This is a genomic window from Nitrosospira sp. Nsp11, assembly GCF_900142705.1.
Taxonomy (GTDB): domain Bacteria; phylum Pseudomonadota; class Gammaproteobacteria; order Burkholderiales; family Nitrosomonadaceae; genus Nitrosospira.
On record NZ_FRBV01000015.1, the window covers coordinates 1 to 24,884 of the forward strand.

Annotated in this window: 29 protein-coding genes; 13 read left to right on the forward strand and 16 right to left on the reverse strand. The window is 52.6% G+C overall.

What is annotated here, in order from left to right:
- From BUA28_RS13090 to traJ, 13 genes are all read right to left on the reverse strand, one after another.
- Positions 1-260 (reverse strand): ParB N-terminal domain-containing protein (locus tag BUA28_RS13090; RefSeq protein WP_178298051.1); only part of this gene is annotated, 260 nt, incomplete at its 3' end.
- Between the two features lie 70 nt (positions 261-330).
- The gene (locus BUA28_RS13095; RefSeq protein WP_072768569.1) at positions 331-633 is read right to left on the reverse strand and encodes a type I restriction endonuclease subunit M; all 303 of its coding nucleotides are present in this window, start codon (positions 631-633) and stop codon (positions 331-333) included.
- A 666-nt stretch (positions 634-1,299) separates the two neighbouring features.
- Positions 1,300-2,244 carry a DNA-binding protein gene (locus tag BUA28_RS13100; RefSeq protein WP_072768570.1) on the reverse strand — a complete coding sequence of 315 codons (945 nt, stop codon included), beginning with the start codon at positions 2,242-2,244 and terminating at the stop codon, positions 1,300-1,302.
- Positions 2,245-2,307: 63 nt separating this feature from the next.
- Positions 2,308-3,114 (reverse strand): N-6 DNA methylase, encoded by an 807-nt coding sequence (locus BUA28_RS13105; protein ID WP_072768571.1) that lies wholly within the window; start codon positions 3,112-3,114, stop codon positions 2,308-2,310.
- A 1,457-nt stretch (positions 3,115-4,571) separates the two neighbouring features.
- Complete coding sequence (locus BUA28_RS13115; RefSeq protein ID WP_072768573.1) at positions 4,572-4,931, reverse strand: hypothetical protein; 360 nt, start codon at positions 4,929-4,931, stop codon at positions 4,572-4,574.
- A gap of 129 nt (positions 4,932-5,060) precedes the next feature.
- The gene (locus BUA28_RS13120; RefSeq protein ID WP_256598324.1) at positions 5,061-6,296 is read right to left on the reverse strand and encodes a replication initiation protein; all 1,236 of its coding nucleotides are present in this window, start codon (positions 6,294-6,296) and stop codon (positions 5,061-5,063) included.
- A gap of 223 nt (positions 6,297-6,519) precedes the next feature.
- The gene (gene parC / locus BUA28_RS13125; protein WP_072768575.1) at positions 6,520-6,834 is read right to left on the reverse strand and encodes a ParC family partition-associated protein; all 315 of its coding nucleotides are present in this window, start codon (positions 6,832-6,834) and stop codon (positions 6,520-6,522) included.
- Between the two features lie 153 nt (positions 6,835-6,987).
- Positions 6,988-7,302 carry a hypothetical protein gene (locus BUA28_RS13130; protein WP_072768576.1) on the reverse strand — a complete coding sequence of 105 codons (315 nt, stop codon included), beginning with the start codon at positions 7,300-7,302 and terminating at the stop codon, positions 6,988-6,990.
- On the reverse strand, positions 7,299-7,925 hold the full coding sequence (locus tag BUA28_RS13135) for a ParA family protein (protein ID WP_072768577.1): 627 nt from the start codon (positions 7,923-7,925) through the stop codon (positions 7,299-7,301). The genes BUA28_RS13130 and BUA28_RS13135 overlap by 4 nt, the downstream gene beginning before the upstream one ends.
- Before the next feature lie 236 nt (positions 7,926-8,161).
- Positions 8,162-8,695 carry a conjugative transfer signal peptidase TraF gene (traF, locus tag BUA28_RS13140; protein ID WP_072768578.1) on the reverse strand — a complete coding sequence of 178 codons (534 nt, stop codon included), beginning with the start codon at positions 8,693-8,695 and terminating at the stop codon, positions 8,162-8,164.
- A 1-nt stretch (position 8,696) separates the two neighbouring features.
- Positions 8,697-10,559 carry a type IV secretory system conjugative DNA transfer family protein gene (locus BUA28_RS13145; RefSeq protein ID WP_072768579.1) on the reverse strand — a complete coding sequence of 621 codons (1,863 nt, stop codon included), beginning with the start codon at positions 10,557-10,559 and terminating at the stop codon, positions 8,697-8,699.
- Positions 10,556-12,706 carry a TraI/MobA(P) family conjugative relaxase gene (traI, locus tag BUA28_RS13150; RefSeq protein ID WP_072768580.1) on the reverse strand — a complete coding sequence of 717 codons (2,151 nt, stop codon included), beginning with the start codon at positions 12,704-12,706 and terminating at the stop codon, positions 10,556-10,558. The genes BUA28_RS13145 and traI overlap by 4 nt, the downstream gene beginning before the upstream one ends.
- A gap of 28 nt (positions 12,707-12,734) precedes the next feature.
- Positions 12,735-13,103 carry a conjugal transfer transcriptional regulator TraJ gene (gene traJ, locus BUA28_RS13155; protein ID WP_072768581.1) on the reverse strand — a complete coding sequence of 123 codons (369 nt, stop codon included), beginning with the start codon at positions 13,101-13,103 and terminating at the stop codon, positions 12,735-12,737.
- Positions 13,104-13,337: 234 nt separating this feature from the next.
- Here traJ and BUA28_RS16465 point away from each other — a divergent pair, with 234 nt between their 5' ends.
- From BUA28_RS16465 to BUA28_RS13170, 3 genes are read left to right on the forward strand one after another with little or no spacing between them, the layout of a single operon-like run.
- The gene (locus tag BUA28_RS16465) at positions 13,338-13,688 is read left to right on the forward strand and encodes a TraK family protein (RefSeq protein WP_371915221.1); all 351 of its coding nucleotides are present in this window, start codon (positions 13,338-13,340) and stop codon (positions 13,686-13,688) included.
- Positions 13,688-14,419, forward strand: a complete 732-nt coding sequence (locus tag BUA28_RS13165) for a nucleotide-binding protein (protein WP_072768583.1) — start codon at positions 13,688-13,690, stop codon at positions 14,417-14,419. The genes BUA28_RS16465 and BUA28_RS13165 overlap by 1 nt, the downstream gene beginning before the upstream one ends.
- Complete coding sequence (locus BUA28_RS13170) at positions 14,416-14,820, forward strand: hypothetical protein (protein ID WP_072768584.1); 405 nt, start codon at positions 14,416-14,418, stop codon at positions 14,818-14,820. Before BUA28_RS13165 ends, BUA28_RS13170 begins: the two co-directional genes overlap by 4 nt.
- A gap of 8 nt (positions 14,821-14,828) precedes the next feature.
- On the opposite strand, the gene BUA28_RS13175 is transcribed toward BUA28_RS13170, so the two are convergent.
- From BUA28_RS13175 to kleE, 3 genes are all read right to left on the reverse strand, one after another.
- Entirely contained in the window at positions 14,829-15,176 is a 348-nt protein-coding gene (locus BUA28_RS13175; protein WP_072768585.1) for a KfrB domain-containing protein, read from the reverse strand.
- 16 nt (positions 15,177-15,192) lie between these two features.
- Positions 15,193-16,104 (reverse strand): ParB/RepB/Spo0J family partition protein, encoded by a 912-nt coding sequence (locus tag BUA28_RS13180; protein ID WP_072768586.1) that lies wholly within the window; start codon positions 16,102-16,104, stop codon positions 15,193-15,195.
- Positions 16,105-16,168: 64 nt separating this feature from the next.
- Positions 16,169-16,450, reverse strand: coding sequence for a KleE stable inheritance protein (kleE, locus tag BUA28_RS13185; protein ID WP_072768587.1), 282 nt, complete (start codon positions 16,448-16,450; stop codon positions 16,169-16,171).
- Between the two features lie 151 nt (positions 16,451-16,601).
- On the opposite strand from kleE, the gene parA reads away from it, so the two are divergent.
- The 10 genes from parA (at position 16,602) to BUA28_RS13235 (ending at position 24,882) form a co-directional block, all read left to right on the forward strand.
- Positions 16,602-17,234, forward strand: coding sequence for a ParA family partition ATPase (parA, locus tag BUA28_RS13190; RefSeq protein WP_072768588.1), 633 nt, complete (start codon positions 16,602-16,604; stop codon positions 17,232-17,234).
- Entirely contained in the window at positions 17,231-17,473 is a 243-nt protein-coding gene (locus tag BUA28_RS13195) for a hypothetical protein (protein WP_072768589.1), read from the forward strand. The genes parA and BUA28_RS13195 overlap by 4 nt, the downstream gene beginning before the upstream one ends.
- 395 nt (positions 17,474-17,868) lie before the next feature.
- The gene (locus tag BUA28_RS13200) at positions 17,869-18,273 is read left to right on the forward strand and encodes a helix-turn-helix domain-containing protein (protein ID WP_072768590.1); all 405 of its coding nucleotides are present in this window, start codon (positions 17,869-17,871) and stop codon (positions 18,271-18,273) included.
- A 144-nt stretch (positions 18,274-18,417) separates the two neighbouring features.
- Positions 18,418-19,383, forward strand: a complete 966-nt coding sequence (gene trbB, locus BUA28_RS13205) for a P-type conjugative transfer ATPase TrbB (protein ID WP_072768591.1) — start codon at positions 18,418-18,420, stop codon at positions 19,381-19,383.
- Positions 19,384-19,458: 75 nt separating this feature from the next.
- A complete protein-coding gene (locus tag BUA28_RS13210; protein ID WP_371915222.1) occupies positions 19,459-19,779 on the forward strand; it encodes a TrbC/VirB2 family protein in 321 nt (106 codons plus the stop codon).
- A gap of 2 nt (positions 19,780-19,781) precedes the next feature.
- Complete coding sequence (locus BUA28_RS13215) at positions 19,782-20,096, forward strand: conjugal transfer protein TrbD (RefSeq protein ID WP_072768593.1); 315 nt, start codon at positions 19,782-19,784, stop codon at positions 20,094-20,096.
- On the forward strand, positions 20,093-22,555 hold the full coding sequence (locus tag BUA28_RS13220) for a VirB4 family type IV secretion/conjugal transfer ATPase (RefSeq protein WP_083570023.1): 2,463 nt from the start codon (positions 20,093-20,095) through the stop codon (positions 22,553-22,555). The genes BUA28_RS13215 and BUA28_RS13220 overlap by 4 nt, the downstream gene beginning before the upstream one ends.
- The gene (locus tag BUA28_RS13225; RefSeq protein ID WP_143148525.1) at positions 22,552-23,334 is read left to right on the forward strand and encodes a VirB8/TrbF family protein; all 783 of its coding nucleotides are present in this window, start codon (positions 22,552-22,554) and stop codon (positions 23,332-23,334) included. The genes BUA28_RS13220 and BUA28_RS13225 overlap by 4 nt, the downstream gene beginning before the upstream one ends.
- A 7-nt stretch (positions 23,335-23,341) precedes the next feature.
- The gene (gene trbG, locus BUA28_RS13230; RefSeq protein ID WP_256598325.1) at positions 23,342-24,391 is read left to right on the forward strand and encodes a P-type conjugative transfer protein TrbG; all 1,050 of its coding nucleotides are present in this window, start codon (positions 23,342-23,344) and stop codon (positions 24,389-24,391) included.
- 2 nt (positions 24,392-24,393) lie between these two features.
- The gene (locus BUA28_RS13235) at positions 24,394-24,882 is read left to right on the forward strand and encodes a hypothetical protein (protein ID WP_072768594.1); all 489 of its coding nucleotides are present in this window, start codon (positions 24,394-24,396) and stop codon (positions 24,880-24,882) included.
- The last annotated feature ends 2 nt before the right edge of the window (positions 24,883-24,884 follow it).

The following is a 24,884-nucleotide window of genomic DNA, read 5'->3' on the forward strand; positions in this document are numbered from 1 at the left end:
TCGGCCACCAGCAGATTCAGAGCGGCCAGCCGCCTCCCGCCGGCGACAACCTCAAATTTTCCGGTTTTCTTGTTTTTCTTCTTTTGCTCGGTGACGACCAGATTTTGTATCAGCCCTTGGGATGCTATCAAAGCGGCCAGTTCCGCTATGCCGCTGCCCTCTTTCTTGCGCACGTTCAGGGGCGATTTAACAAGATTCTTGATGGCGATGCGCTGAATGTTGCTGGTTTCAATGTCTTGGATGGCGTCGGTGTTTTCCATGATGATTTTTTCCTATGGTAATAGTGAATGGTAAAGGGAAAGAGCCGGTGCGGGCGCACCGGCATGGGTTCTAGTATTCGTTGGGCAAAAGGAAGGTGGTCACGTTGCGATCCCATTCCGTGATGATCCAGAAGGTGTTGTCGCCAAAACCTTCACACGGCTTGGTTTCGTCAATCGGATAAGCGGACATAAGGCGGCCCCCTGTGCGTACACCTGCGTTATTGGTTTCGGCATCTTCCTCGCATACCACGCCCCAATCGCCTCGCGTGTGACGCCCTAAGCACAGCATCAAGCGTGAAATGCCCACGGCAGCAAGCGCGCCCGGAGTGGCAACAACCCGCCCAAATGGAAATAGTGACTGTAAAAAACACATGGCAATCTCCCTAAAAATTGAGGTTAAGAAAGAGAAGCTAAAAACTGATCCTCTCGCTCGGACTCTCCTCGGGCCGCCCTGGGGCGGCGGTGGTGGGGATAGCCCTGCCCTCACGGGCAAGGGTTGGGAATGGGTGGGGTTGGAAGGCAGACACATGCAAAGCCGATGATCTGGCCCCGCATGAAACGTTTATCCCCCCACAAGTCCCCCTCGCAGAGATTGGGGGGCGCTTTGTGGGGGGATTCTTGCGGGGTGAGTTTTCGGCTTGTGCCGTCAGGGATTCGGGTTCAAGCGCGTTGCGGCCGCAAGAATTTGCGGATCACAGGGCATGACAGGCAAAGCGAACCCGCCAGCGGCTGGCGTGGCCTGTGACAGCGATAAGCGGAAGAAACAAGATATTCGCGGGCGCGAATATCTATCCTGCTCTCGGGGTGGATCTGTTCATTGATCTATTTTCGCATATGCAAAAACATGCTCTGAATCGGCCTGGTCTGAATTGACGAGGCCGCTACCCAGCTATTGCAACGGGATCGTGACCGAATGGCTGGGACTACAGGCCCGGGGTGCGCAGCATGTAGAGCCCACCCCCGCTGACAGCGTGAGCGGGTTGCTCTGAATCCCGGTAGTCAGTCGAGATGATTTTCTGGCCGTCGTTATTGATCGTTATCATTTCTTTTTTTCTCCTGTGCTAGTTCCCTCGCCTCCGGGTTCGCGTCGTCCGGACAAGTCGCGGATAGTTGCCTGCTGTTCGGCAACCTGGGCGCGCAACGCGTCTGCGGTACCGCTGGCCTTACCTAATTTTTCGCTCAACGTGCGAGCCTCTTTCCGTGTCTCGGATAACTCGGCCGCTATTGCCTGTTTATTAGTTGTCAATTTATTGACAATCTCGCCGCTGCGTTTTTTCAGTTCCGCCAGGGCTTCAATCAGCCCTGCGGTCTCGGCTCTCGCCTTGGCTGCTTCCTCGATCTTTGCGCGTTCGCGTGTGCTGATTTCCTCGATTTTGATCTGCGCTTGGCTGAGTTGACCGCGAACATGGTCAATTTCGACCGCGTACCGCTTGCGTTCAGCCTCGGCTTCGCGCCGGGCTGCCGACAAATCACCTTTCAACCCCTCGATCTGATTGCGCATCTGGTCCACGGTAGCCGCAAGCCCGGCCTGGCGAGCGGCGGCATCTGACATGGCTTGATGTGAAGTTTCACGCTCGCCCGCCAATATGGTTTCCAGCGCTTCCAGGCGGTCGGCGTCAGCCTGTTGCTCGTTTTCAAGTTGACCAATCGCAGCAACCGCTTCCTCCAGGCGGCGATTCGCCGCCTTAATTTCTGCCTCTGCCTTCTCACGGATCGCAGCGATTTCCTTACCGGCTTCGGTAGCTGCAGCTTGCCAAGACTGATCGAAAGCAAGCTTGACAGCATCCGGCATCGGAATGCTGACCGGCGCGGGCAGCGTCTTGCGCGTCTCTTCCCAAACTTCAAGATGTCGGTAAATCGTGGTCAAGCTACCGCCGCCCAGCGCTTCGCGCAAGGCTGTCGGCGTGACTTCTTTTCTGGATGCGGCCAGCTGGTCGGCTGCCTCGAAAATCTGCTCTTGCGTGTGAAGCGCTTTGCGTCCCATATTCTCCCCTATTTGATAAAATATTACTTTATTACGTTATCTTATTTTATCAAATGGTTTGCCTCAAAACAAGGTTAATTGTTGGTTGTTTTGTTTCGCCGCCACCAGCTCGCGCACCTGTTGGGAAACAACATCAGGCATAGCCAGCACGGCATCCGTTTTTTCTTCCTGCTCCTGCCTGGCGCTTTCGTCCCGCTTGAGTTTGGTATTCCAGAAACCAAGCACATGCGCGGGAGTCAGCCAATATCCCCAATGTTCACTGCTCAAGGCATTGCCGTGGATGATGATCGCCGGAATGTGCAACAACGTTAATTGGATATAGGCCATGTGCACGGCGGTCGCATCGATGTCGATGCAAGTTGCGTGCATTGCCTGTTGATAGTTGATCTCTTCATCCGCAAGGGCGTGCGCGGTAGCAATCACCATGCCACCAGCACCGACAGTCGGTTCCATCACGCGCACGAATCCCCGCTCTTTGCAGATCCGGCTAGCGTCGCTGCATCCTATTTTCGCCATCAGCAAAGATATGGGATAAGGCGTGAAAAACTGCCCTGCCCTGCTGTTTCCAAGTTCCATTGCCATGAACAATTCTCCCAGGCAATCGCTCATGCTTTCCAGCGATAACGTCAGGCAAGCCAGCATTTGGGGGAAGCGCGCAACCTCATCCGCCTTATAGCCTTTCACGATCTGCAAATAGCGTGCTTCCCGTACCTCGTACTGTGCCCGGTCAACGGCATTGCTGAATGACAGCGCCGCCAGTTCGCAGAAATCCTTGAAAACCGTATATGTGTGACGGCTGTGGCTATTTTCCTCAACCAGCCTCGCAAACTCCTTTTGGTGCTTGTTCAATCCAGCATAATTCGTTGCCATTGATTCTTTCCCCTTCCCATCATCGTTTTGTTAGGGGTGAGCCAGGTCTTGAACTGGTTTGCTCGAACAGACCCGGCCAACCTGCTTACTGCTGTAAAACATCGCTTCGCTGAGGGTTTCGCCGTTGAAGCACGATGGGAAGGCAAGACGAATGAGTGAGATGGCAAGGGCTGGAATGAACGAAGTGAAGGGAAGGCGAAGCACACCCTTGCCATGGAACGCGGCTTGGCTAGGGTTTTAGTGCTTGGTGAACCCCTGGGCGAAGCGATTGCAGGTGATGAGCGGACGAATGAGTGAGAGCGAATGAAGCGGAGCGCGAAGCGCCTGCGTGGGGGGTTTTTATTACCGGCGTGGCCCGGAACGGGCGACGCTGCTAGATAGGAATTTGCAAAAGGGATCGTTACCGAATGGCCGGGACCAAAGGCCCGGCGTGCGTAGCACGTAGAGCCCGACCCGCTGACAGTATGTGAGCAGGATTTGCCTACCCCAGGTTAAAAACAACAAAATGATTGTTAAAATCAGAATATGCGGTAGGTTTCTCCTCTTAAAACCTCACTCTTGCACAATAAATCGTGAACCCAAACCTTAAACCCATAATTGGACTAGGATAAGTTATTGAACGGAACTGCTATTATCCATATGTCATATATTACAGAATAGTGCTAATCAAGGTTAGAGTACATTTGGTAATATTTGTTATTATTAATTATGAATCAGATTGTTACAGAGATAATGAGCTCTAAAACCCCACTTCAGCATAAGAAAGCGTCAAACATTAAAACTCTATTGTCATAAATAGACAGGAGAAAAACCTACATCATGCGGATTGGTAGTGAACGGGTTATCGTGAACCACAATATATAGTTTCGAACTGGTTTAGAATAGAAGAACGTCGAAGTTGACGGAATCATCTAAATAGCTGAATTGAATTAAACACAGGAGTAACCGAACGGACGGACGAGGAAGTTATCATGTCCGGAAGCAAAATGCCCCACTACGCTAATAGCGGGGCATTTGGAGTAAGGGGTAGGGAAGGTGTAGAAGACCTTTTCCTACATTTGACTAACAAACAACACACTTGGGTAAGTGGAGGTTATTTGCGGGGTAAGTCCAGACCCCTATAATCCTGCATAGGGACAATAATGTCAATGGAGTGATATCCATTATCTAAGAATAACAACATTTGCCTGGTGTGTTCTCAATAAGGAGAACCGTATGTTTGTTTACATACCGGAAATCTTATTAGTGCACCTAATCATATTGATATGGTTTCTAATTAAGATTTAAACAAACGGGGAATGAGGGTACCCTCATTCCCCGTTTGTTCTCGATCGAAAAAGCCGCTGAATGCTGGTGGGTCCAGTTTGAAATGCAGGCCGTTACAGTTATAGATTTCTTCCTGACATATCACGCTCAGGAGGGCACCACGTACGGTCAACGCATCGGCTACATCCACGTCAGCAGCTTCGGAAAACCTTAACGTACGATTTTTCGGAATTCTGTGTACTCACCAAAAGCAGCTTGACGGCCGCCACGAAATCTACGCCGAACAAGTGCATTACGAGGTCGATTCCACCACCTCCACCCTTACCTGCACGAACGTCATACCACTTGAGATCCGTGACCAGAACTTCCCAAGCGAAACCCGAGGGAGATGACAAAAACAGACGCATCGTCTTCCGATCCTTCTCTGGAACAAAATCTAGGTCACGACGATAAAACAGCTTGCCATCATCACGCAGCTTATCAAGTACCAGCAATAGGGGCATAGCTCGAACCCTAGCGAGCATTTCATTGTCGAAAGATTTTCGAATCATTGTTCATATCCTCCATACGTAACGCAACAAAACTGACACTTTTAAGCGCGATAGACACTAATTAGTCGCTGCGCTCCGGGCTACTCGCGTTTAAAAAACGCCGGGCTACTCAGACCCAAAACCGAGCGCTCACCCATCGAGCACAGGCAATATTCTCAGTCCGCCAGGGAATAAGTCCGAGCACAGCGAAGTCGCCTCCGCTTCACCCCTCTCCCGGGACGCCGCAGTTACCTGATTTACACCATATTTAACATTGCCGGCTTTGGCAGAAGACCCCCCCAGGACTACGACAGCGGCCGGCTTGATCACATCATTGAGTACATGTTTGTAGGCGGCCACTGTTTGTCTTGTGAGGCCCGCCACACGGCCGATAGCAGCTTGCGTGAGGGCTTCGCCCTTCTGCTGTAGGAGGTGATATGCGGCGCGTACCCTAGACTCGGTTGCCTTGTTGCGCACATCGTGCGTGCGTGCCGCGGCAAGGCGTTGTCGCTCCTGTAGCGGCAACGCCTTGTCAAGCGCCATCACGCCACGGTGGCACCGGCCACAGCCCGTATAGCGATTCCACGTCCACCTGGCAACCGACTTCACGGTTGCGTTGATCGACGATTGAGCAAGGTTTTCCATGAAGCCTAGCTTGTGAAAGCTATTGCTGTTGTGGGCGTAGGCTTCCAGCAGGCGGGTGAAGGTCGAGAACGAGCCGCGCTCGCGCTCGCGGCTCACAATTGAATAGGCGTAGTACCGTAGATGCTCAAACAGGATGCAGTGTCGGGAATGGCTCACTTCCTCGAGCTGCGGTCCCCTGCCCCAAGGGCTGGCCACGGCCAGATCCACGTAGTCGGCCAGCTTTCCAAGCTCATAGACGTGGCTATGCAGTTCATGTGTGAGCCACCATGGATGGCCAGGTGTCTTGGCTACTGGGCCGCTGTGGAAGTCGGTGTCGGCATCGAGCCGGGCAGCGAAAGCCTCATAGACGGCTTTCATGAATGCAATGGGCTTGCTACGGGCGTTTTCGGTGGTGCAGACCGGAGAGATGGCGTAATACAGGTGGCTGTGGCCTGAAGTGCGGTTGCGCACGATCAGGTTGGGAGCAGGAAGGCCAGCATCTTCCCAAATCATTGCCCTGTTGTGGTCAAGGTCGAAGATCAACCAGCTCACGAAACCGGGCCGATTGACCTGCATGTAGGGATAACGAATGGCGTACTCGCGCGGCCGGACACGCGTGGCCGTCTTGTCGTCGGAGCAACGCGGCAGGTAAGGCGCTTCTGTCAGCACGCGATTGAGCGCGGTGCCGGACTGGAAGAAACGATCCTCTTGCTTTCCGTCTACTTGTGTCGTACCTGCCATAGTCCCCTTACCGCTCGCCATTTAAAAGACGTGCGCGCACTTGCGTGCAGGGTTTAAGACAAGTACAATAAAAGCACGAACGCTTTATATTGTGTTACACAAAGTTTTGTCGGCTAAACAAACCTTTGTGCTTGTCTGGACACCCTGCCCAGTTTTTCTTCAAAGCCCGCCCGCCAAGGCGGGCTTTGTCGTTATTGATCGTCCGTAATTTCTCGCTGTCTGTCAGCCCCCTCCTTTTTTATCTTCACACTTCCGATTCGGCTTCTGCAGCCGGTGAGCTTTTGTAGCCTCGTACTGCCGTCTTGGGTACCCAATGCGCGATATCTACCTCAAATCGCATGATTCCGTAGCTTTGCAGGGCACTTGCAGCGCCATCAAGGCTTTGGAAGTACCTAACACCGCCACGGGCAGCGCCCAGGATGCGCTCATTCATCCCGACACGTACGACGGTCACCAAGCCTTTGTCACCGGATTCCACACGGGCAGATGTAACCAGTCCTGCCGCGATAAGTTCTTTAAAAACTTTTGGCGTGACCACATGAGCAGTCGTTGTTAACATCGCTTTTTATACCTTATTTTGTGGCCTATCGCAACAATATCATAATTAGTTGCGACCGTTTCTATATCTCGCAGTCATTTAAATTAAAAAAACCCATCCATATTTGGATATCGGTATATATATAGATAGGTATATATGTATATATATACCTATCTATATCTTGAGATGAGCTTCCAAGGCCTCGACTACGATGTCCTTCTCAGTGACCCGAGTGCCGGTTTCCCTGCTGCGGCTCATAGCCGCATCACGCAGCCGATCCGCCAGATCTTCCGAGAAATTAAAAATTTTTTGTACTCGCCCACGGCGGCGGCGAGGCTCTTCTTCGACTTCAAGTGGGATTGCGGTAGTCACGACTGCAGACGCAGATAACGGTTTTTCAGTCCTGTCGGCCTCTGCTCCTTCTAGGAAAGCGTCGGGGTCTTTGAGTCCCTTGAATTGCGCCGTGTTCGGCTTACTTTTCATTTTCATACCATGACTTCCTTGAAGAAGGCTTCCATCTCGGCGATAGCCGCTTGATCGCGGTTCAGTTCTTGAACACTCGCGCCTTCACCGATCGCACGCCGGAACGCCACTCGTTCGCAAACTTGTGTAGGTAATACGATTAGCTGTTGCTCGGCCAGAAACTCCAGCATTTCAGCAGCATCTTTGGTGCGAGGATCGACACGTGTCAACAGCACACGCACGTCCAATTCAGGGTTGTAGTCCCGGGCCAGCTCGACGACTTCAAGTAAGTCGGTCATGGCGGCTGCATCCAGGTTGGATGCACCAATTGGAATCACGGCACGCTGAGCCAACAGCAGCGCGGAGCGTAGCCCAACCGAATCACGACCACCAGCATCGACAACAACGTGCTCGAAGCCCTTGGCCAACTGTTTGCCTTCCGTCAGGATCGCCTTGCCTGCAAGACAGGTCGTTGTCGGTGAGGGTTCGTATTGCGACTCACGACGCCACGCAGCCCAGCTTGCCGCCGATGCCTGTGGGTCGCCGTCGATCAAGAGAGTTCTGCCCTGGCGAGTAAGCATTACTGCCAGGTGCACGGCGGTCGTGGTTTTGCCAACGCCGCCCTTGGTGTTCACGCATGCGAAAATCATGAGTATCCCTATATATTTCTATCAATGTTATGGTCATCGACTGACGCTCAGCAATCTTTGGTAGGTATATATATACATATATACCTACCTTGAAATAGTAACATCAAGCCCTGTCGAGATATGGACTAAAGCGGTAGTTTGAGCATAAGTATGTATATATATACCTATATATATACATACTTTTACATTCCTTCCCTAATCTGAAACGTGTTAGTGAGTGTTCTCCACAGCTTGATTCACCAGGTTAAAACTGGCCGAATCACGCCCCGAATCTGCGACACATCCACTGGACCGAAATAGCGTCCGTCAAAAGACGTGGCGCTCACATCCGACATAAGCAGCATTTCCCTATTCCTCAACGTATAACCGCTTGCTGAATAGTGCGGCATCACTCTGCCGGCGCTATCTGCCTTCATTGCCTTGCTTGCGTCCAGGAGCTGCCCGTTCACCCTGACGCCCTCCCCTGTCATGTCGATGCAATCATTGCCTGCCGCCAGCACCCGTTTCATCATGAAGCCGTAGTCGCCAGGACAAAATCCCGCTGAGATATACCCTCGATCCCTGGCCTCGTCGAACAGGGACGAGACAGGCGGACAGAAAATCACGTAAGCCTCTTTTGTCACTGGCTCATCGGTTATCCAGTAAAGCCCGATTGGAATGCTGCGAGTGCTGTTGAATCGCCCCCCTGCGGTAAAACAGAGCATTCCGAGTACCAGAAAAACCGCGCCGCCAACTGCGCACCAGCGGCTAATCAACGCCAGCGTTTTCAAGCTATATCAACCGGTCACTTTGGGCGGGCGCGGGAATCTCCGCGCGTGCCTGGAATATGGGCTCCTGAAAGTAAAGCGGCTGCTTGCCATAGATGGCCGGGAACCCAGCCGCATAGACGATCATATCGCCCGGTTTTTCAATAACATCCTGGCCGTCCTTGAAACTTTTGATTGGCCCTGGCATTCGCAAGCACTCATCCACTGTAAGCAGAGAGCGTTGTATCTCATGCATAGTCGTGATGCGGGAAGAATGCTTGCTACCTTTTGAAACCTGCTCCTTGGTGACGGTTGTTTCCCCGGCAAGTTTTGACAAATGTTCGGCGGTTTCCACGCGGTTAGGGGGAAAAGCAGTCTGGATATGGCAATTCGAGGTAATGGACTCATCCGGGCCATAGCCTGTGGACTCAGCTTTCAACTGACTGATATCTTGGCAAACCAAGTAACATTTGATACCGTAACCGGCAAGATATGCCAGCGATTCATGCAGGATTTCGAGTTTCCCCATGCTCGGAAACTCGTCCAGCATAGCTAGCAGTCGGTGCTTGTAGTGGGCCTTGGGCCGTCCACTTTCAAAATGCATCTTGCCGGCCAGCAAGCGCACAATCATGTTCATCATAATTCGCACAAGCGGTCGTAAGCGGGATTTGTCATCGGGGCTGGTTACGATATAGAGGCTGACCGGATTATCATGGTGCATCAAGTCCCTGATACGAAAATGCGAATCGCTGATATTTTCTCGAACTACCGGATCTCGGTACAATGACAGATAGGACTTGACTGTGGATAGAACCGAACCTCGTTCGTCTACTGGCCGATCAATCATGTCCCGGCCCCCAGAAGCAATCAGGCGGTAGTTAATTCCACGATCTGGTTTGGTCTGGTTCATTTCCAGCCATAGTTCTTTAACGCCTCGATCTGGATTGCTAAAAAGCATGTCGATATCGTATAAGGACGGCACAGCGGAAAGCTTGGCGCGCGCCTCATACAGAGCATGCAGGATTACGCCCACTAGCAAAGCCTGACCAGATTTTTGCCAATGAGTCTCCAAACCCTTTCCGTCTGGATCAACAATTAGAGTGGCCAAGTTCTGTACATCGCCGACTTCGTGCTCCGTCCCAAGCCGGATTTCCTCCAATGGATTCCAGTGCACGCCGCCGCTGGGTGCGGCCGGCTCGAACCGCAGCACCTTGTTATTGGCTTGCCGTTGACGCCAACCGGAGGTTAGCGCCCAAAGCTCTCCCTTCAGATCCGTAATCACCGCACTGTCCGGCCAGGAAAGCAGGGTAGGCACAATTAACCCGACCCCCTTGCCCGAACGAGTGGGCGCGTAGCACAGAACATGCTCCGGCCCATTGTGGCGCAAGTAGTACGTGCGGCCTTTTTTATCCTCCCAGGCGCCCACGTAAACGCCAGCGGATAAAGGAGCGGGCTTGCCTAGTATTCTCTGGAACAAAGAAATTCTCGTCGGCATCAACCCCGCTGCTTCAATATCTTTTCGATCGGCCCAACGCGCTGAACCGTGGGGAAAAAGATTGTTTTTCGCGGACTGCGCCATTGTGTTCTTGATGCCCAGCAGACAAAGCAATCCTGCTGCTGTCGTCATAACGCCCACGTTGCCTGCGTTCAAAAATTGATCTGGATAGTAGGAGCCCCATTTACCAAGCCATTGAAGAATCGTCCAGGGAGGATAAACAAAACCGATATGCCAACCCAAGGAGGCGTGATATTCGAAGGTGTATGCAAAATATTGGGTGGCAGCGGATAAACCTGCCAGCATCACGCATACGCCCAGTATCGGAATCAACGTGGAGCGATGTGCCCGTGGCGCGCCCCGAGTTTGGGGTCCGAAAGCATTGGGTTTCATAAACTAAGCCCTGTTTTTTGAACGCTTCCATCGGAATCGAAATTCACTTGATCTCCTATCTTCAAGTACTTTGCATGCTTTAAGGTTTCTGTGTTGACGGGGAGTACGATTATTTCCGATTCCTCCTGTTTCAGAAGCACCAGCGGCTTACCGTCTTTCTCGCGCCATCCGGCGTACTCTGCTTGCCCGCTCTCCCCGGTCCAAAGGGTGTGCCGGGGGATATCCTTAATAAGGGTCCTTTTTTTCTCTCGTTCTGCAATGTACTGGCGGGCGGCCGCCTCGCCAGGATTTGGCATCATTCTTCCTGATTCAGATATTTCCCGTCGCAAGCCATTAACTGCCTGGGCTGACTGCTGCTCCACGTTACCAAATACATTACCCGGCAGTAGCAGCTTACTTCCGAAGGCGTTACGAACCAGACCGAGTTCACGCAAGTCTCGCAGGCGGTTCTTTGCCTGGGGCGGCGGTCGGGTTCCAACTCTTGCAACGTTGGACTTTCGTGGTTCTCCATATACGCGTTGTTCAATTCGGCTTCTTCTACCAAGTCTGTGAAATCCCCCTGCAAATCGATTCCGGTGGTCTGATTCATGTTTTTTCTCCTGGGTCTTCAATTCGGATACTAGAGATTTGCGCCGCTGTTCCAAAGCCGGATTCTCGAACGTCACCGGCAGTTTTTCGGATGCGGCAAGCTGTACGACCCGTTCCTTGAAATCGGCCGTGCCATTCACCTTGACCGTCGGCCCGAAACGGCGCATGGCAAGATTCAGGGAAAGCGCCAGCGCTTGCTGCGTAATGACTTTCGATACCTTGATTTGGTGACCCTCGTCCCTTACCGCTGATGCGCCCGCCCGATAGATGATTGTCCCGCGTTTGGTGATGCTGTCGGGCTTCAAGCCTACTACCGGTTTCCCGCCATCGCCGGTTCTGTCGGTAAAGCCGTTGTTGTTGGCAAGGCTGTGGTTGCCTGCGCGGGCGCGCAATGCGCTCAATGCCTGCACATCCCCCTCTACCGCCCTTTTTTGCAGCCAATCGAGCCAGCTCGACCGCTGGCTGCCAGCCCTTATCACCTTGGACTCGGCGCGGTACTGCTGATTGACGGTCTGTATTTTGTCCCTGAGGGATTTACTGGTGAGTTGGTAGAGCACCTTTCTGTTGAGTACGCCTTGCGTAAACTGTTTGATCGCGGTGCGTTTTTGCCGCGCCTCGCTTTTGGCTGCCTCTATGAGCGCGTTTTTTTTGTCTCTCGCCTCCCCTATTCTCTGGGATTTCAACCCGGCAACCCGGCTTTGAGCCAGCTTGTAATCCTCATAGAGCACCGTTGTGTCCTGCCTGGATGCCATTGGCTTCGGCTGGTAGGCTTTTTCAGGCTGGCGGTTGATCGTTGAGGATTGCACGAAGGCGCCAAACTTCTTTTCTAGCTGCGGCCTTGACAGGTCGCGAGCAACGGAACTTGGCTTGACTTCCCGTTCGCCGTCCGTGATAACGAATCCATTGCCTTTTTCGTTAATCCCAAGCCCGTTGTGCTGTAGCGCCTCGTGAAATTCTTGCCAACTCCCGGCGGCCCGGATCTCGGCAAGGCACTCTCGCCTGATCCATCCCAGCAAGCTCTCGACACCGCCTGCCGACTCCATGCTCAGCGCCAGGCTTTGTTTCCCTCGGTTGACGGCTTGATGATTATCCCGGGCCAGTCCGTATTCGACTTCCAGGCTTTCGCAAATCGTTCCAAGAACTTTGTGGTCGCAATACGGGTTATGGATCGTTAAGCGGTGTGGATGAATCTTGTTGATGGCGATGTGCATGTGCAAATGGTCTGTATCGGTATGCACGGCGCTTATCCGTTGATGTTCGGCAAAACCTATTGACGCGCACACTTTCGATTCGATTTCTCTCAGGGTGTCGTTTGTCGGCCTCTCGCCTGCCGGAAATGAAATTATCAGGTGGTAGGTTTTATCCGATCCGGCGCGCGTGTTCCGTTGCTGAACCGCCATTATTTCTTTGGCGGCCACGATATATTCCGGCTGATAACAATTGGTGACGGTAATTTGCTCAACACGCTCGTGTTTGTTCTGTGAGTTTGCGATGTACTGGACCAGCTCGCCAAAATTGCTTCTTTTGGCGACTCGCATTGAAATTTGCTTGGCGATCATAGGTTTTGAAAGTGACCGTTTGAAAGATTCAAGGAACGATCATGCCGATGATCTTCCGCAGCTCGTCTTGATTGCGTCCGATCTTGGCCAGCACGTGCAAAACGATTGCACGAACCCGCACTGGGCCAAATTTCATGATGCGCTCATCATTCGTCAGCCAAAGCTTCAGCAATCCACCCAAGCGGCCCAGGTCTGCATTTACTCTCGCCAAGTCGTCCACGCTTTGGTAATCCAGGATGCCCTGGATCTCGTAGCCGAGTCCCAGGGCGCGTAAATAAGCCGCCACCGACATGCCGGCTGCGTCGGCCTGGCGCTTGATCTGTTCTTTTTCTTCTGAAAGGCAATACACCTTCAAAGGCGTACAGCCTTTCCGCGTTTCCTTAACATGATTATTCATGTTTTCTCTAATTGATGGCGGTAGCCATCTGCCTCGCAGAGCAGGATTCCGTTGAGCACATAGTGCGAATAGGCAAGTTGTGAAGAGGAATACCCGCTCGCGGGTAGGCCTACTTCACATATCCTGCCCGGACTTTCTTCGATAAAGTATGCAACTTAACAGATAATATGTTGTTGTGCAAACGATATAATATGTATATATTCTTCAATAACAATATTTTCCATAACAACGTTTATGCCAAAAAACTTATCTGAAAGGATCATGGCGAGATCCAGGAAAAAGAAAGCTACGCGCCGTGCCAGGAGTTATGCGGCTTTTCTCTCGCAACGTGAGCAAATAAAACACTCACTGGCCGAGGGTTGGTCTGTAATGCATATATGGCAAACGTTATATACGGAAAGGAGAATCACAGTTTGTTACGTGACGTTTAATCGGCAGGTTCACCGTTGGATACGAAACCGAAGTAGCACAACGGAACAGGCTGCATTACTGAAATCCGCATCTACCCAAGTCACCAAACTAGCGCCCACCGTTACAGGCGGCTTTAATTTCGATTCAACCCCCAAACAGGAGGATTTACTTTAATGTCCAGCATACATATGGTTTTGCAGGGAAAAGGCGGGGTGGGCAAGTCATTCGCTGCCGCACTGCTTACTCAGTACATGATGCTCAAGGGGCGCAACCCGCTTTGCATCGATACCGATCCAATTAATGCGACGTTCCACGGTTACAAGGCGTTGAAGGCGCAGCGACTGCAGATCATGGATGGAGACGAAATCAATCCTCGCAATTTCGATGCCTTGATAGAACTGATTGCGCCTTCACAAGAGGACGTCATCATCGACAACGGCGCAAGCTCCTTTGTGCCGCTAGCACACTACCTCTTGAGTAATCACGTGCCCGCGCTGCTACAGGAAATGGGGCATGAGTTGGTGGTGCACACACTTGTGACGGGCGGGCAGGCCCTGCTTGATACTTTGAGTGGCTTTGCCCAGCTCGTCACACAATTTCCGGACGGGAGTACCCGTTTTGTAGTCTGGTTGAATCCCTTTTGGGGCCAGATCGAGCATGAGGGAAAGGGTTTTACCGAGCTCAAGGCTTACAAGGACAACAAACATCGCGTATCGTCCATCGTTCAGATTCCGCCGCTGAAGGAGCAAACTTATGGCCGCGATTTAAGCGACATGCTTCAGAAAAAACTGACTTTTGATGAAGCGCTGGCCATGAGTTCTCTGTCGATTATGACCCGTCAGCGGTTGAAAATCGTGCGGGACAATCTGTTCAACCGTCTTGATCAGTCGGCGGTGCTTGCATGAACCAAGGCGAAGATTCCGTGCTTCAAATAATTGAAGAGGTTGCAAGCAAGCATGGAATCGCCTTGGACCCGAACGATCCCATTCTGATGGTGTATACGATCAATCAGCATCTGATGCGATCAGGCGCGCGTATTCAGCAAGCAATGTTGAAAGAGTGCCAAAAGGACATTGAAGAGCACATGGGGCTTTGGAAGGCCCAAGGGGATCAGGCCATGCGGTCAACGCTTGATGCCACGCGCGAGATTATAACTGCCTCAGTGCGCGTGGAGACCGAAATGGCACTGAAAGCATTAACGCTGGATCTAAACAAACATCAGCGCAGCGCCAATCTTAATCTCTTTGCATCCATGCTGACGCTTGCTGCTTCGGCCATCGTGCTATGGACGGCACTTTCTCACTAGAGGTCGCGCTATCGCGTCATGCCACGACTCAGCGAAACCGTAGCCGTATTCACCTGGGCTCGGTTCTGGGCATCGTAGGAGATGCTTTTAAGCGCGCCAATTTCAGGTGCGGTGTCAAAATCTGAACGAGAATGCCGCACCACCTCTTCGCCCTGCTGTTGGTAAACATATTCTTTATCCGTGTGAATAATCATGCCCGCATATTTCTGCGCCTTATCCACTGGATCGGCCAGGTACAGGTCGTAAAGGCCAGGCTTCAGGTTACCAGCCCTTTCGACCTTGGTCACTTCCCACTGCCCTTTCTTTTCAGTTTCTAGAAGGCGTTGACCATTCATGACAAGTACCCGCTGTTTCATTAAGACTTTCCTTTCTTTAGTCGGCGACTAACGTAACTTCTTGAATCTCATCTAATCGGCTTTCAAATTCAACGCCATTATCTTCATATTTAAACCAGGCCAATCCCGCTTCAGTTAGTGAGCGATTAAATATTGGCCTAGCAGCCCTTCCGCCATGCTTAACCAATACCTTGAGCTTACGCTTTACAGTTGACTCGGGTTCTTTTAATCCCGGCCTCTCTCCTTCGTTAACGGCGGGATCTGAACGAAAATTATTATTATCCGAGAAAGTTAACTCATCCTCAACAGTAAATTCCGGCGGCTTTCTATTAGACCTATGAGATTTAGCATCAAGAAATATGCGCAACTCCTTTACAGTCCCTCTCGTAATGTCGCGTGTTTCATCCGCCAACCACTCTTCGACAGCCTTGCTGTCGTTTGCCCACAAACCTGACAATTCATAAAGCGCCGTGGCATTGGTGCAGCGGCCAGAATTAAAAACATCTTCAAGTGATCCGGGCAAAGCAAGCAGTTTTGTATGATGTGTGACAAAAACACGGGATTTCCCTAACTGGTCGGCAATCTCGTGATTTTTCTTGCCTCTTTGCTGCTCTTTTTGAATTATTGCTGCCCATTCGCGAGCCGAGAAAGTCTGATGGTGTGCGTTGACAATTATTTGGTCAATCTTTGTGAAATCGCTATCAACAAAGGCTCTAATTGTCTTTTTTCCGGCCAGGATTGAAGCGCGATATCGTCTGGCTCCGTCATTAATGACATATCGGCCAGGCTCTGTAGGATGCTTATGAACTGAAATAGGATTTTTTACCCCACGAGAGCGAATGGTTTTGGCCATCTCGTTTAGTAAATCCTGATCAAATTCAGTTCTAGGTTGAAATGGGTCCTCGTCTATCAAGGAGATGGGCAATTCTATTGGACGTTGAACGGCCATTTTGCGATTCCCAGTATTGAACAAATGAAGTGTGCGACAAGCCGAATTAAGCCGCTTAATCTTATCATGGCCGATAGCATCCAACGAAATACATCAAAGCAGTAAATACAAGAAAATGTGTTGCTAACGTCCAGTCGAAATAGGCGCCTTTATCGGCGAAAGCAATGAGCACCCGAAATAAATGAGCGGTTACATCAAGAGCCAAAACCCAACGTAAAATCGGCCAAAACATCACGGTAAGCGTCCATATGGCACTTACCATCATAGAGACCATGCGTACACCCAGCGCCTTTGCGGGCGGTTTGTCATTCCGATTTTGACGGGGAAATTCAAGAATCGTTGCCATAGCAGTTCCCTTTAGGTAATTCCCTAAGTCATCTATTTAAAATCGTTCAGAAACTGATATATCGTATCTAAATAATGCATTGAATTGCACGTTGCTTTATTTCTGTGTTTCTGTATTATAGCATATGTAATATATTACATAAGGTAAACAAATGATTATCGGGCTTTTGAATCAAAAAGGTGGGGTAGGAAAAACCACTTTGAGCGTTAACATCGCCGCCAGCCTGTCTCGTTCTGGCGAGCGTGTTTTGTTGATTGATGCTGACCCTCAAGGAAGTTCTCTAGATTGGGCGGCAGCCCGGAAAGAAAGCCAATTGTTTTCCGTCGTCGGATTACCCCGGCCAACGATACACAAGGAGATTAAGCAACTCAGTAGCGGATATGACCACGTTGTTATTGACGGCCCACCAAGAGTGACCGAACTAGCACGCTCGGCAATCATGGCTGCCGACATGATTCTAATTCCAGTCCAACCTAGTCCTTATGATATTTGGGCTGCTGACGAGGTAGTTAAGCTGATTGAGGACGCGCGAGTATTTAAAGAAACACTATTATCATATTTTGTAATAAATCGTAAAATTACAAATACAGCTATTGGCCGAGACTCTGTTGAAGCCTTGGCTGCTTATTCGATTCCTGTCTTGTCATCTGCCGTGGTGCAACGAATTATATTTGCGGAGTCAGCAGCACAAGGAAAGGCTGTGTACGAGATTGATGAGGAAGGCCCGGCTGCGGTTGAGATTGAATTGCTTAAAGATGAAATCTTGAAGGAGTTTTTACGATGACTGGAAAGAAAGTTACGCTTGGAACCAGACCAAGCAAAAAGCAGGAACCGATTTCTGCTGATGCCTGGGTGGAAAGTAGCGTCAATGAGATAGAAGAAACTACTGAACCTATCAAGCGCCTGACAATAGATATCCCTGTAAGCTTGCACCGGTCTATCAAAGCGCAATGTGCAATGCGAGGCACTAATATGGTAAAAGAAGTGAGAGAATTACTTTTACAGAAATACGGAAAAGGATAAATATACTTATACCTATTTCTGTAATATTACTTTTACGGCAATCTGTATAGGTGCTGTAGAAGCACCCCTCAATCGCCCGATAAGGCAATTATCCCACGCGGCCGTAATTGCCTTAAATCCTGAGCCGTTCCTAGCATGGGTTCGAGAATCTATTAAACCTCTTTCCATTGCATATCTCAAAGACCATTTCTCTTATAAATTCAAAAGTCAAACGCAAAAGCCAGTGACGCACAACTCCCAGTAAATATTAATTCAAGAGATCAAACTGATAGAATCAATATTAAGTAAGGACAAGTTGACATAACAACAAACTAAATCATAAGCTTCAGCTAGGGTTAACAACCCTAGCTGAACAACAATAATATTAAGCCGCTTAATTTAAACAGTATCTATTTATGTCACAGTCTCACTTATACAACGAGTTATTTTTCACCAACGTTCTCCGCATACTCGGCGAACGTGGAATGACAAGAGAGCAATTGTCTGAGCTTTCTGGCGTATCTGCATCTCTTATCTCGGATTTATCCAGAGGCAAGGGAAATCCTTCCTTACGAACAATGGGGGCTATAGCAGAAGCCTTGGACACAGCCTTGCCAGTTTTGCTCGAAGCAACGGATTTAGGAAGGGAAACATTAGATAGATTAGCAGGTGATAAGGCCCTAACGAGCCTTCCTGATAATTATGAACGTGTAACTTTGATACTTACTGCCTTTGAAGCATTTGTTGCAAAAAAACAGGATGAGGTAAATCGTAAAAAATTGCTTGAAATCAGTGCTAAGAAAAAATCCAGTAAACCATGATTTCACTTAATTCATGGGTAGTTCCACGATTATTTACGGTAGGGTATAAATAACATAACAATTAAATAGTATTGCATTAAAAAGATATTCGGTATAATGTTCCTTCGGACCTGAAGGCGGCATAACTATTGAACTGGAAATTTAATGCAAGAAACCGAAGAGCAGTCCTCCCTTCGGGACCGCGCCCGAAAAAAGTTGGAACGTGAGCTTGGAGCCGATTTAACCGGCGTACTGCATGATCCGAGAACCATAGAGATCATGCTTAATGCAGACGGCAAGTTGTGGCAGGAACGCTTGGGTGAGTCCATGCGCTGCATCGGTACGATGCATGCTGCCAAGGCTAGGGGAATCGTCAAGACCGTAGCCGGCTATCACGGGCGCGAACTTACCCGAAGCAATCCCACCATAGAATGTGAGTTTCCCCTGGACGGCTCGCGCTTTGCCGGCCAGATCCCGCCCGTTGTTTCCGAAGTCGTTTTTGCCATCCGCAAAAAAGCCGTATCCGTGTTTACCCTGCAAGACTACGTGGTAAAGGGAATCATGACGGCCGCGCAAAGCGCCTGTATCCAGGATGCGGTTGCACGCCGCCGAGACATTCTCGTGATCGGCGGTACCGGTTCGGGCAAGACCACATTGGTCAACGCCGTGATCGAACATATCGTGACGATCGATCCTGATGTTCGGCTCGTCATCATCGAGGACACTGGCGAGATCCAGTGTTCCGCCAAAAACTACATCCAGTACCACACCTCAGCGGAAGTCAGCATGACGCAACTCCTGCGCACCACACTGCGTATGCGTCCCGACCGCATCATTGTCGGCGAAGTGCGCGGCCCGGAAGCCCTCGATCTACTGATGGCCTGGAATACCGGCCATGAAGGCGGAGTCGCCACCTTGCACGCCAACGATGCCAGGGCGGGCCTGTCCCGGCTGGCCATGCTCATCAGCATGCACCCCGATTCTCCCAAGCCCATCGAGCCGTTGATCGGAGATGCCGTGCATCTCATCGTGCATATCGCCAGGACACCAGAAGGCCGCCGGGTGGAAGAAATCATCGAAGTAAAAGGTTACGAGAACGGCCGTTATTTAACACAAACATTCAGGGAGTGATTCATGTTTAGAGAAGCATTGCAGTTACGCCGTGGGCCCGGGCCTGATGTGTGGTTCGTTTTCTGGCTGGTGCTCATGGCGTTATGGATGCTCCTGCCTGAATACGCCGCGGCATCCGAGGGGGTAGGGGGCACGCTGCCGTATGAGAGCTGGTTGGTCAATCTACGAAATTCCGTTACCGGGCCGGTCGCCTTTACATTTTCGATAGTGGGGATTGTGGTGGCAGGCAGCATACTGGTGATGGGAAACGACTTGAGCGGATTCTTTAGGACATTGGTTTTTCTCGTGCTGGTCATGTCACTGCTGGTCGGTGCGCAAAACATGATGAGCAACTTCTTCGGGCGAGGCGCGGAAATCGCACTCAATGGGTTCAGCCAGGAAAGAGGGGAGGGGTAGTCATGGCGCTTAGCAGAATACCCATACGCCGTATCGGCAACCGCCATAACCTTTTCATGGGGGGCGACCGCAAGGCTTTGATGATATCGGGCGTTGCAGCTGCCGCGCTGATATTTTCCGCCCAAACCCTGTACTCCACTGCCTACGGCCTGCTGCTGTGGTTCACCGCCCTGTTCGTGCTGCGCATGGCGGCAAAACACGACCCCATGCTGCTCCCGGTCTGGTTTCGACTCATATTGCGCTACAAAAAATACTACCCGGCCAGAGCCACGCCTTTCCGACAGAACACGCACAACCAGAGGCTCCGGTACCGATGAGAGCCGCACGTGCTCTTAAAAAACACCGCAGCCAGGAGCCGGGGTTTGCCGATCTCCTGATTTATGCGGCCATGGTGGAGGATGGCGTCATCGTCGGCAAGGACGGTTCCTTTATGGCGGCATGGGCGTATCAGGGCGATGACAACGCCAGTGCGTCCGACGAGCAACGCAATTTGGTGTCGTATCGCATCAACCAGGCGCTATCCGCGCTCGGCAATGGCTGGATGATTCATGTGGATGCGGTGAGGCGCCCCGCGCCGCACTACCCCGACCGGGGACTATCGTATTTCCCCGATACAGTGACCGCGGCGATGGACGAAGAACGGCGCCGGTTGTTCGAGCGCATTGGCACCATGTACAAGGGTTATTTCGTGCTGACCCTGACCTGGTTGCCGCCGCTGCTGGTGCAGCGCAAGTTTGTCGAGCTGATGTTCGACGACGACCAGGCCGCCGTGCCGGACGAGCATGCGCACACGCGCGCGCTCATCGATCAGTTCAGGAGGGAGTGCGCGGCGCTGGAATCGCACCTGTCGGCCGCGCTCAAACTGGAGCGGCTGCGCGGCCGGCGCGTCATGGCCGAAGACGGCAGGGAAACAACGCATGACGATTTCCTGAGCTGGCTGCAATTTTGCGCAACCGGCCTTCATCATCCGGTACAGCTCCCGGCCAACCCCATGTATCTGGACATGCTGATAGGGGGGCAGGAATTGTGGAGCGGCACGCTGCCTCAAATAGGGCGCAAGTATATTCAAGTGGTTGCCATTGAGGGGTTTCCAATGGAATCCTGCCCGGGAATCCTGAGTGCCCTGGCCGAGCTGCCGGGCGAGTACCGGTGGTCCTCCCGCTTCATCTTCATTGACCAGCATGAGGCAGTGGCCCATTTGCACACTTACCGCAAGAAGTGGCGTCAAAAAATACGCGGCTTCTTCGACCAGGTATTCAACACCCAGGTCGGCGGCGTGGATCAGGATGCCATGTCGATGGTAAGCGATGCGGAGGCCGCCATCGCAGAGGTCAGCAGCGGCCTGGTGGCGCAAGGTTATTACACCAGTGTCGTGGTGCTGATGGACGAGAACCGCTCCAGCCTGGAAGCGTCGGCCCGCTCGCTGGAAAAAACCATCAACGCCCTTGGTTTCACCGCCCGCATCGAGACCTTGAACACGATGGAAGCGTACCTGGGCAGCCTGCCGGGGCACGGCGTGGAGAATGTGCGCCGGCCTCTGATGAACACCATGAATCTTGCCGGCCTGCTGCCGACCTCCACCATCTGGACCGGACAAGACAGGGCACCTTGCCCGATGTATCCGGCCAACGCCCCCGCGCTCATGCACTGCATCACGCAAGGGGCAACCGCTTTTCTATTGAATCTGCATGTACGCGACGTTGGCCATGCCTTTATCCTCGGCCCGACCGGATCGGGCAAATCCACCCTGCTTGCTGTCCTGGCAGCGCAACTTCGCCGATATAGGGGCATGTCGCTATTCGCCTTCGATAAAGGGATGTCGATGTACCCGCTCGCAAAAGCCTCGGGAGCCCGGCATTTCACTGTCGCCGCCGACGAGGAGAAGCTGTCATTCTGCCCCTTGCAGTTTCTGGAATCGAAAGCCGACCGCGCCTGGGCAATGGAATGGATCGATGCGCTCCTGGCGTTGAACGGACTCAAAACCACGCCGAACCAGCGTAACGAAATATCCCTGGCGATACTCAACATGCACGAGAACCACGCCAGAACGCTGTCGGATTTCTACACCACCATCCAGGATGCGGCAGTGCGCGAAGCCTTGAAGATTTATACGGTCGAGGGCGGCATGGGCTATCTGCTCGACGCCGACGTGGATGGCCTCTCCCTTGCCGATTTCACGGTATTCGAGATCGAGGAATTGATGAATTTGGGGGACAAGTATGCGCTCCCCGTTCTGCTTTATCTCTTCCGGCGCATCGAGCGTTCACTGAAGGGCCAGCCCGCCGCGATCATCCTGGATGAAGCCTGGGTGATGCTGGGCCACCCGGTATTCCGCGAGCAGATCCGCGAATGGCTCAAGGTGCTGCGCAAGGCCAACTGCATGGTGATCATGGCAACGCAAAGCCTGACGGACGCGGCCAATTCGGGAATCTTGGATGTGATCGTCGAATCGACCGCCACCAAGATCTTCCTCCCCAATGTGTATGCGCGGGACGAGGACACGGCGGCACTGTACCGGCGCATGGGGCTCAACACTCGGCAGATCGAGATCCTCGCGACCGCCGTGCAGAAGCAGCAGTATTACTACGTATCGGAGCAGGGGCGGCGCCTGTTCGAATTGGCGCTGGGTCCGCTGGCGCTGGCCTTTGCCGGCAGCACCGACAAGGAATCCATTGCACAAATCAAAGCCTTGGAAGCCCGGCATGGGGATGCCTGGGTGCACGAATGGCTGGCTATGCGCGGACTGGACCTTAACGACTATGGAGTGGCGGCATGAGTACAAGCATGGAGCACGTAACTACAATCTTAAGATCGCTTTTCAAGCGCCGGACTCAAGGGGACGAGCGGGAAGTGTCCTGCGCGATGCCGGATGGAAGGCGGGCAGGGGAGGGCGCCAATCCGTATCTTTCCGCAAGGCGCACCTGGAACGACCACGTGGGCGATCAGGCCGCTTCGCGCAAAGCCTGGCAGACGCTGGGCATCCTTTGCCTGCTGATTGCGCTCGCAGCCGTGGGCGGTATGATCTATATCGGCAGCCAGTCGAAGTTCATTCCTTACGTCGTGGAGGTGGACAAGCTGGGGCAGACCATTGCCGTGTCGCCGGTGGATCGGGCCAAAGGCGTCGATCCGCGCGTGATCCATGCGGCCATGGCGAACTTCATTCAGTCCGCCAGAATGGTGACGCCCGATGTCGCATTGCAGCGCAAGGCGATCCTTACGGCCTATTCCATGCTTTTCGCAAACGATCCCGCCACGGCCAAGATGAACGAGTTCCTGAATGGCAGGCCGGAAGTAAACCCATTCAAGCGAGCTGAAAAGGAAACGGTCAGCACCGAGATCGTATCCGTGATCGAGCAGACGCCACAAACCTGGCAGGTGGACTGGATGGAAACCGTGCGCGACCGTCAGGGATTCGTGAAAGTGCCGCCTTACCGCATGCGCGCACTGGTGTCGATGTACGTGACCGAGCCTGCGCCGGACATCAGCGAAGAGCAGATCCGCAACAACCCGCTGGGCATTTACGTCAGTGACTTCGCTTGGTCCAAACAAATCTGAGGTTCTTATGAAAAATCTTCGCTTTATCGCGGCAACGACCCTGCCGCCGCTGACCATCATCGCTGCCGCCATCCTGCCCTATATGGCCGTTGCCGCATCCAGCACCTTGCCATCTGAAAATATTGACAGCATGGGCGGGGGCCAGCGACAAGTGATCGCCGCTGCCCCTCCGCCTGACTTCCCGCCGGTTCCAGTCGCGCCGGTTCCCGTGATAGCGCCGGAGGAATCCAGACAGCCCGATGCGTTGTACTTCACCAACCCGGAACTGAAACTCACGCCGCACGAGCGCGAAGCGCTGGCGCTGGTGAAGAAGTGGAAGGCGGGCAATTCCACCCAGGGGGTAAAGCCCGTGGCGGGTGCGGACGGCACCATACGCTTCCTGTTCGGCGCCACGCAGCCGAGCATTGTTTGTGCCGTGCTGCAGGTCTGTGATGTGGAATTACAACCGGGCGAGACAGTGAACGGGATCCACCTGGGCGATGAGCGCTGGACGGTTGAGCCAGCCATCACCGGCTCGGGTCCAAACGAAGTGCAGCACCTGATTATCAAACCCACGGATACCGGGCTGGAAACGTCCCTTGTTGTTACAACCAACCGGCGCACCTACCACCTGCGGCTGCGCTCGCACCGCACCGAATTTATGCCGCGTGTGGCGTTCATCTATCCGCAAGACGCGATGGCAAAGTGGGACGAAATCAAGAAAAATGACGCCAAAAACCACAGCCGGCAGATCCTGCCCGGTACCGGCGAATACCTGGGCGACCTCAATTTCGACTACACCATTGACGGCGCCAATGCCGCCTGGAAGCCATTGCGCGTTTATAACGATGGGGTCAAGACCATTATCCAGATGCCCGCCACCATGAGCCAGTCGGAAGCGCCGATTCTGCTGGTAGTGCGAAAAGACGGGGGCCTCTTCACCGACGAGGAGTCGGTGCAGGTCAACTACCGTCTGCAGGGCAACCGCTACATCGTTGACAGTATTTTCGACAAGGCCATTCTGGTCGCAGGCGTGGGTTCCAGCCAGGATCGCGTCACCATCCAGCGAGGGAAATAAAAATGCGCTTCCTCTTTGCCGCCTTTCTGTGCGCATGCCTTGGCGCCTGTGCATTCCAGCCCTTGACGAAGGGCAGTCCCTTTGTCGCCCTTGATGAAAAGATTGCTTCCGATACCGTCAACCAGCTGGCGCGGCTCTATCCGCCGGCCAGGACGCAATTCAGCCTTGTCGTCTCCGAGCCTAAGAGTTTTGGGGCGCTGCTGGCGGACCGGCTGCGCGCCAAAGGCTATGCGCTGTCCGAAAAGGAAGAGAAAACCCGGATCATGCCGCCGGATACCTTTGGCGCGGTATTTTCGCCAAAGCCGGCGGACGAGGGCAATAAGCCGATAAAAACACCTGCGCCCGAAGGGATCGAGCTGCGCTATGTGCTCAACCATTCGGCAGACCTTTCCCGCATCACGATGGTAGTCGGGCACGCCGTGCTGGCCCGTGCCTATCTGGTCGAAAATGGCGCCATTGCCCCTGCCGGGGCCTGGACGTTCAAGGAATAGCG

Bases quoted from the DNA above. Each gene is read 5' to 3' on its own strand.
- BUA28_RS13195 (WP_072768589.1), top strand. From the start codon at position 17,231: ATGACTGGAAAGAAAGTTACGCTTGGAACCAGACCAAGCAAAAAGCAG.
- BUA28_RS13200 (WP_072768590.1), top strand. From the start codon at position 17,869: ATGTCACAGTCTCACTTATACAACGAGTTATTTTTCACCAACGTTCTC.
- BUA28_RS13120 (WP_256598324.1), bottom strand. From the start codon at position 6,296: ATGGCGAGCGGTAAGGGGACTATGGCAGGTACGACACAAGTAGACGGA.
- BUA28_RS13215 (WP_072768593.1), top strand. From the start codon at position 19,782: ATGGCGCTTAGCAGAATACCCATACGCCGTATCGGCAACCGCCATAAC.
- BUA28_RS13170 (WP_072768584.1), top strand. From the start codon at position 14,416: ATGAACCAAGGCGAAGATTCCGTGCTTCAAATAATTGAAGAGGTTGCA.
- BUA28_RS13175 (WP_072768585.1), bottom strand. From the start codon at position 15,176: ATGAAACAGCGGGTACTTGTCATGAATGGTCAACGCCTTCTAGAAACT.
- parA (WP_072768588.1), top strand. From the start codon at position 16,602: ATGATTATCGGGCTTTTGAATCAAAAAGGTGGGGTAGGAAAAACCACT.
- trbB (WP_072768591.1), top strand. From the start codon at position 18,418: ATGCAAGAAACCGAAGAGCAGTCCTCCCTTCGGGACCGCGCCCGAAAA.
- BUA28_RS13100 (WP_072768570.1), bottom strand. From the start codon at position 2,244: ATGGGACGCAAAGCGCTTCACACGCAAGAGCAGATTTTCGAGGCAGCC.
- BUA28_RS13210 (WP_371915222.1), top strand. From the start codon at position 19,459: ATGGCGTTATGGATGCTCCTGCCTGAATACGCCGCGGCATCCGAGGGG.
- BUA28_RS13130 (WP_072768576.1), bottom strand. From the start codon at position 7,302: ATGAAAATGAAAAGTAAGCCGAACACGGCGCAATTCAAGGGACTCAAA.
- trbG (WP_256598325.1), top strand. From the start codon at position 23,342: ATGAAAAATCTTCGCTTTATCGCGGCAACGACCCTGCCGCCGCTGACC.
- BUA28_RS13225 (WP_143148525.1), top strand. From the start codon at position 22,552: ATGAGTACAAGCATGGAGCACGTAACTACAATCTTAAGATCGCTTTTC.
- BUA28_RS13095 (WP_072768569.1), bottom strand. From the start codon at position 633: ATGTGTTTTTTACAGTCACTATTTCCATTTGGGCGGGTTGTTGCCACT.
- BUA28_RS13180 (WP_072768586.1), bottom strand. From the start codon at position 16,104: ATGGCCGTTCAACGTCCAATAGAATTGCCCATCTCCTTGATAGACGAG.
- kleE (WP_072768587.1), bottom strand. From the start codon at position 16,450: ATGGCAACGATTCTTGAATTTCCCCGTCAAAATCGGAATGACAAACCG.
- BUA28_RS16465 (WP_371915221.1), top strand. From the start codon at position 13,338: ATGCCAAAAAACTTATCTGAAAGGATCATGGCGAGATCCAGGAAAAAG.
- BUA28_RS13235 (WP_072768594.1), top strand. From the start codon at position 24,394: ATGCGCTTCCTCTTTGCCGCCTTTCTGTGCGCATGCCTTGGCGCCTGT.
- BUA28_RS13115 (WP_072768573.1), bottom strand. From the start codon at position 4,931: ATGATTCGAAAATCTTTCGACAATGAAATGCTCGCTAGGGTTCGAGCT.
- parC (WP_072768575.1), bottom strand. From the start codon at position 6,834: ATGTTAACAACGACTGCTCATGTGGTCACGCCAAAAGTTTTTAAAGAA.
- BUA28_RS13135 (WP_072768577.1), bottom strand. From the start codon at position 7,925: ATGATTTTCGCATGCGTGAACACCAAGGGCGGCGTTGGCAAAACCACG.
- BUA28_RS13105 (WP_072768571.1), bottom strand. From the start codon at position 3,114: ATGGCAACGAATTATGCTGGATTGAACAAGCACCAAAAGGAGTTTGCG.
- BUA28_RS13220 (WP_083570023.1), top strand. From the start codon at position 20,093: ATGAGAGCCGCACGTGCTCTTAAAAAACACCGCAGCCAGGAGCCGGGG.
- BUA28_RS13145 (WP_072768579.1), bottom strand. From the start codon at position 10,559: ATGAAACCCAATGCTTTCGGACCCCAAACTCGGGGCGCGCCACGGGCA.
- BUA28_RS13165 (WP_072768583.1), top strand. From the start codon at position 13,688: ATGTCCAGCATACATATGGTTTTGCAGGGAAAAGGCGGGGTGGGCAAG.
- traJ (WP_072768581.1), bottom strand. From the start codon at position 13,103: ATGAATAATCATGTTAAGGAAACGCGGAAAGGCTGTACGCCTTTGAAG.
- traI (WP_072768580.1), bottom strand. From the start codon at position 12,706: ATGATCGCCAAGCAAATTTCAATGCGAGTCGCCAAAAGAAGCAATTTT.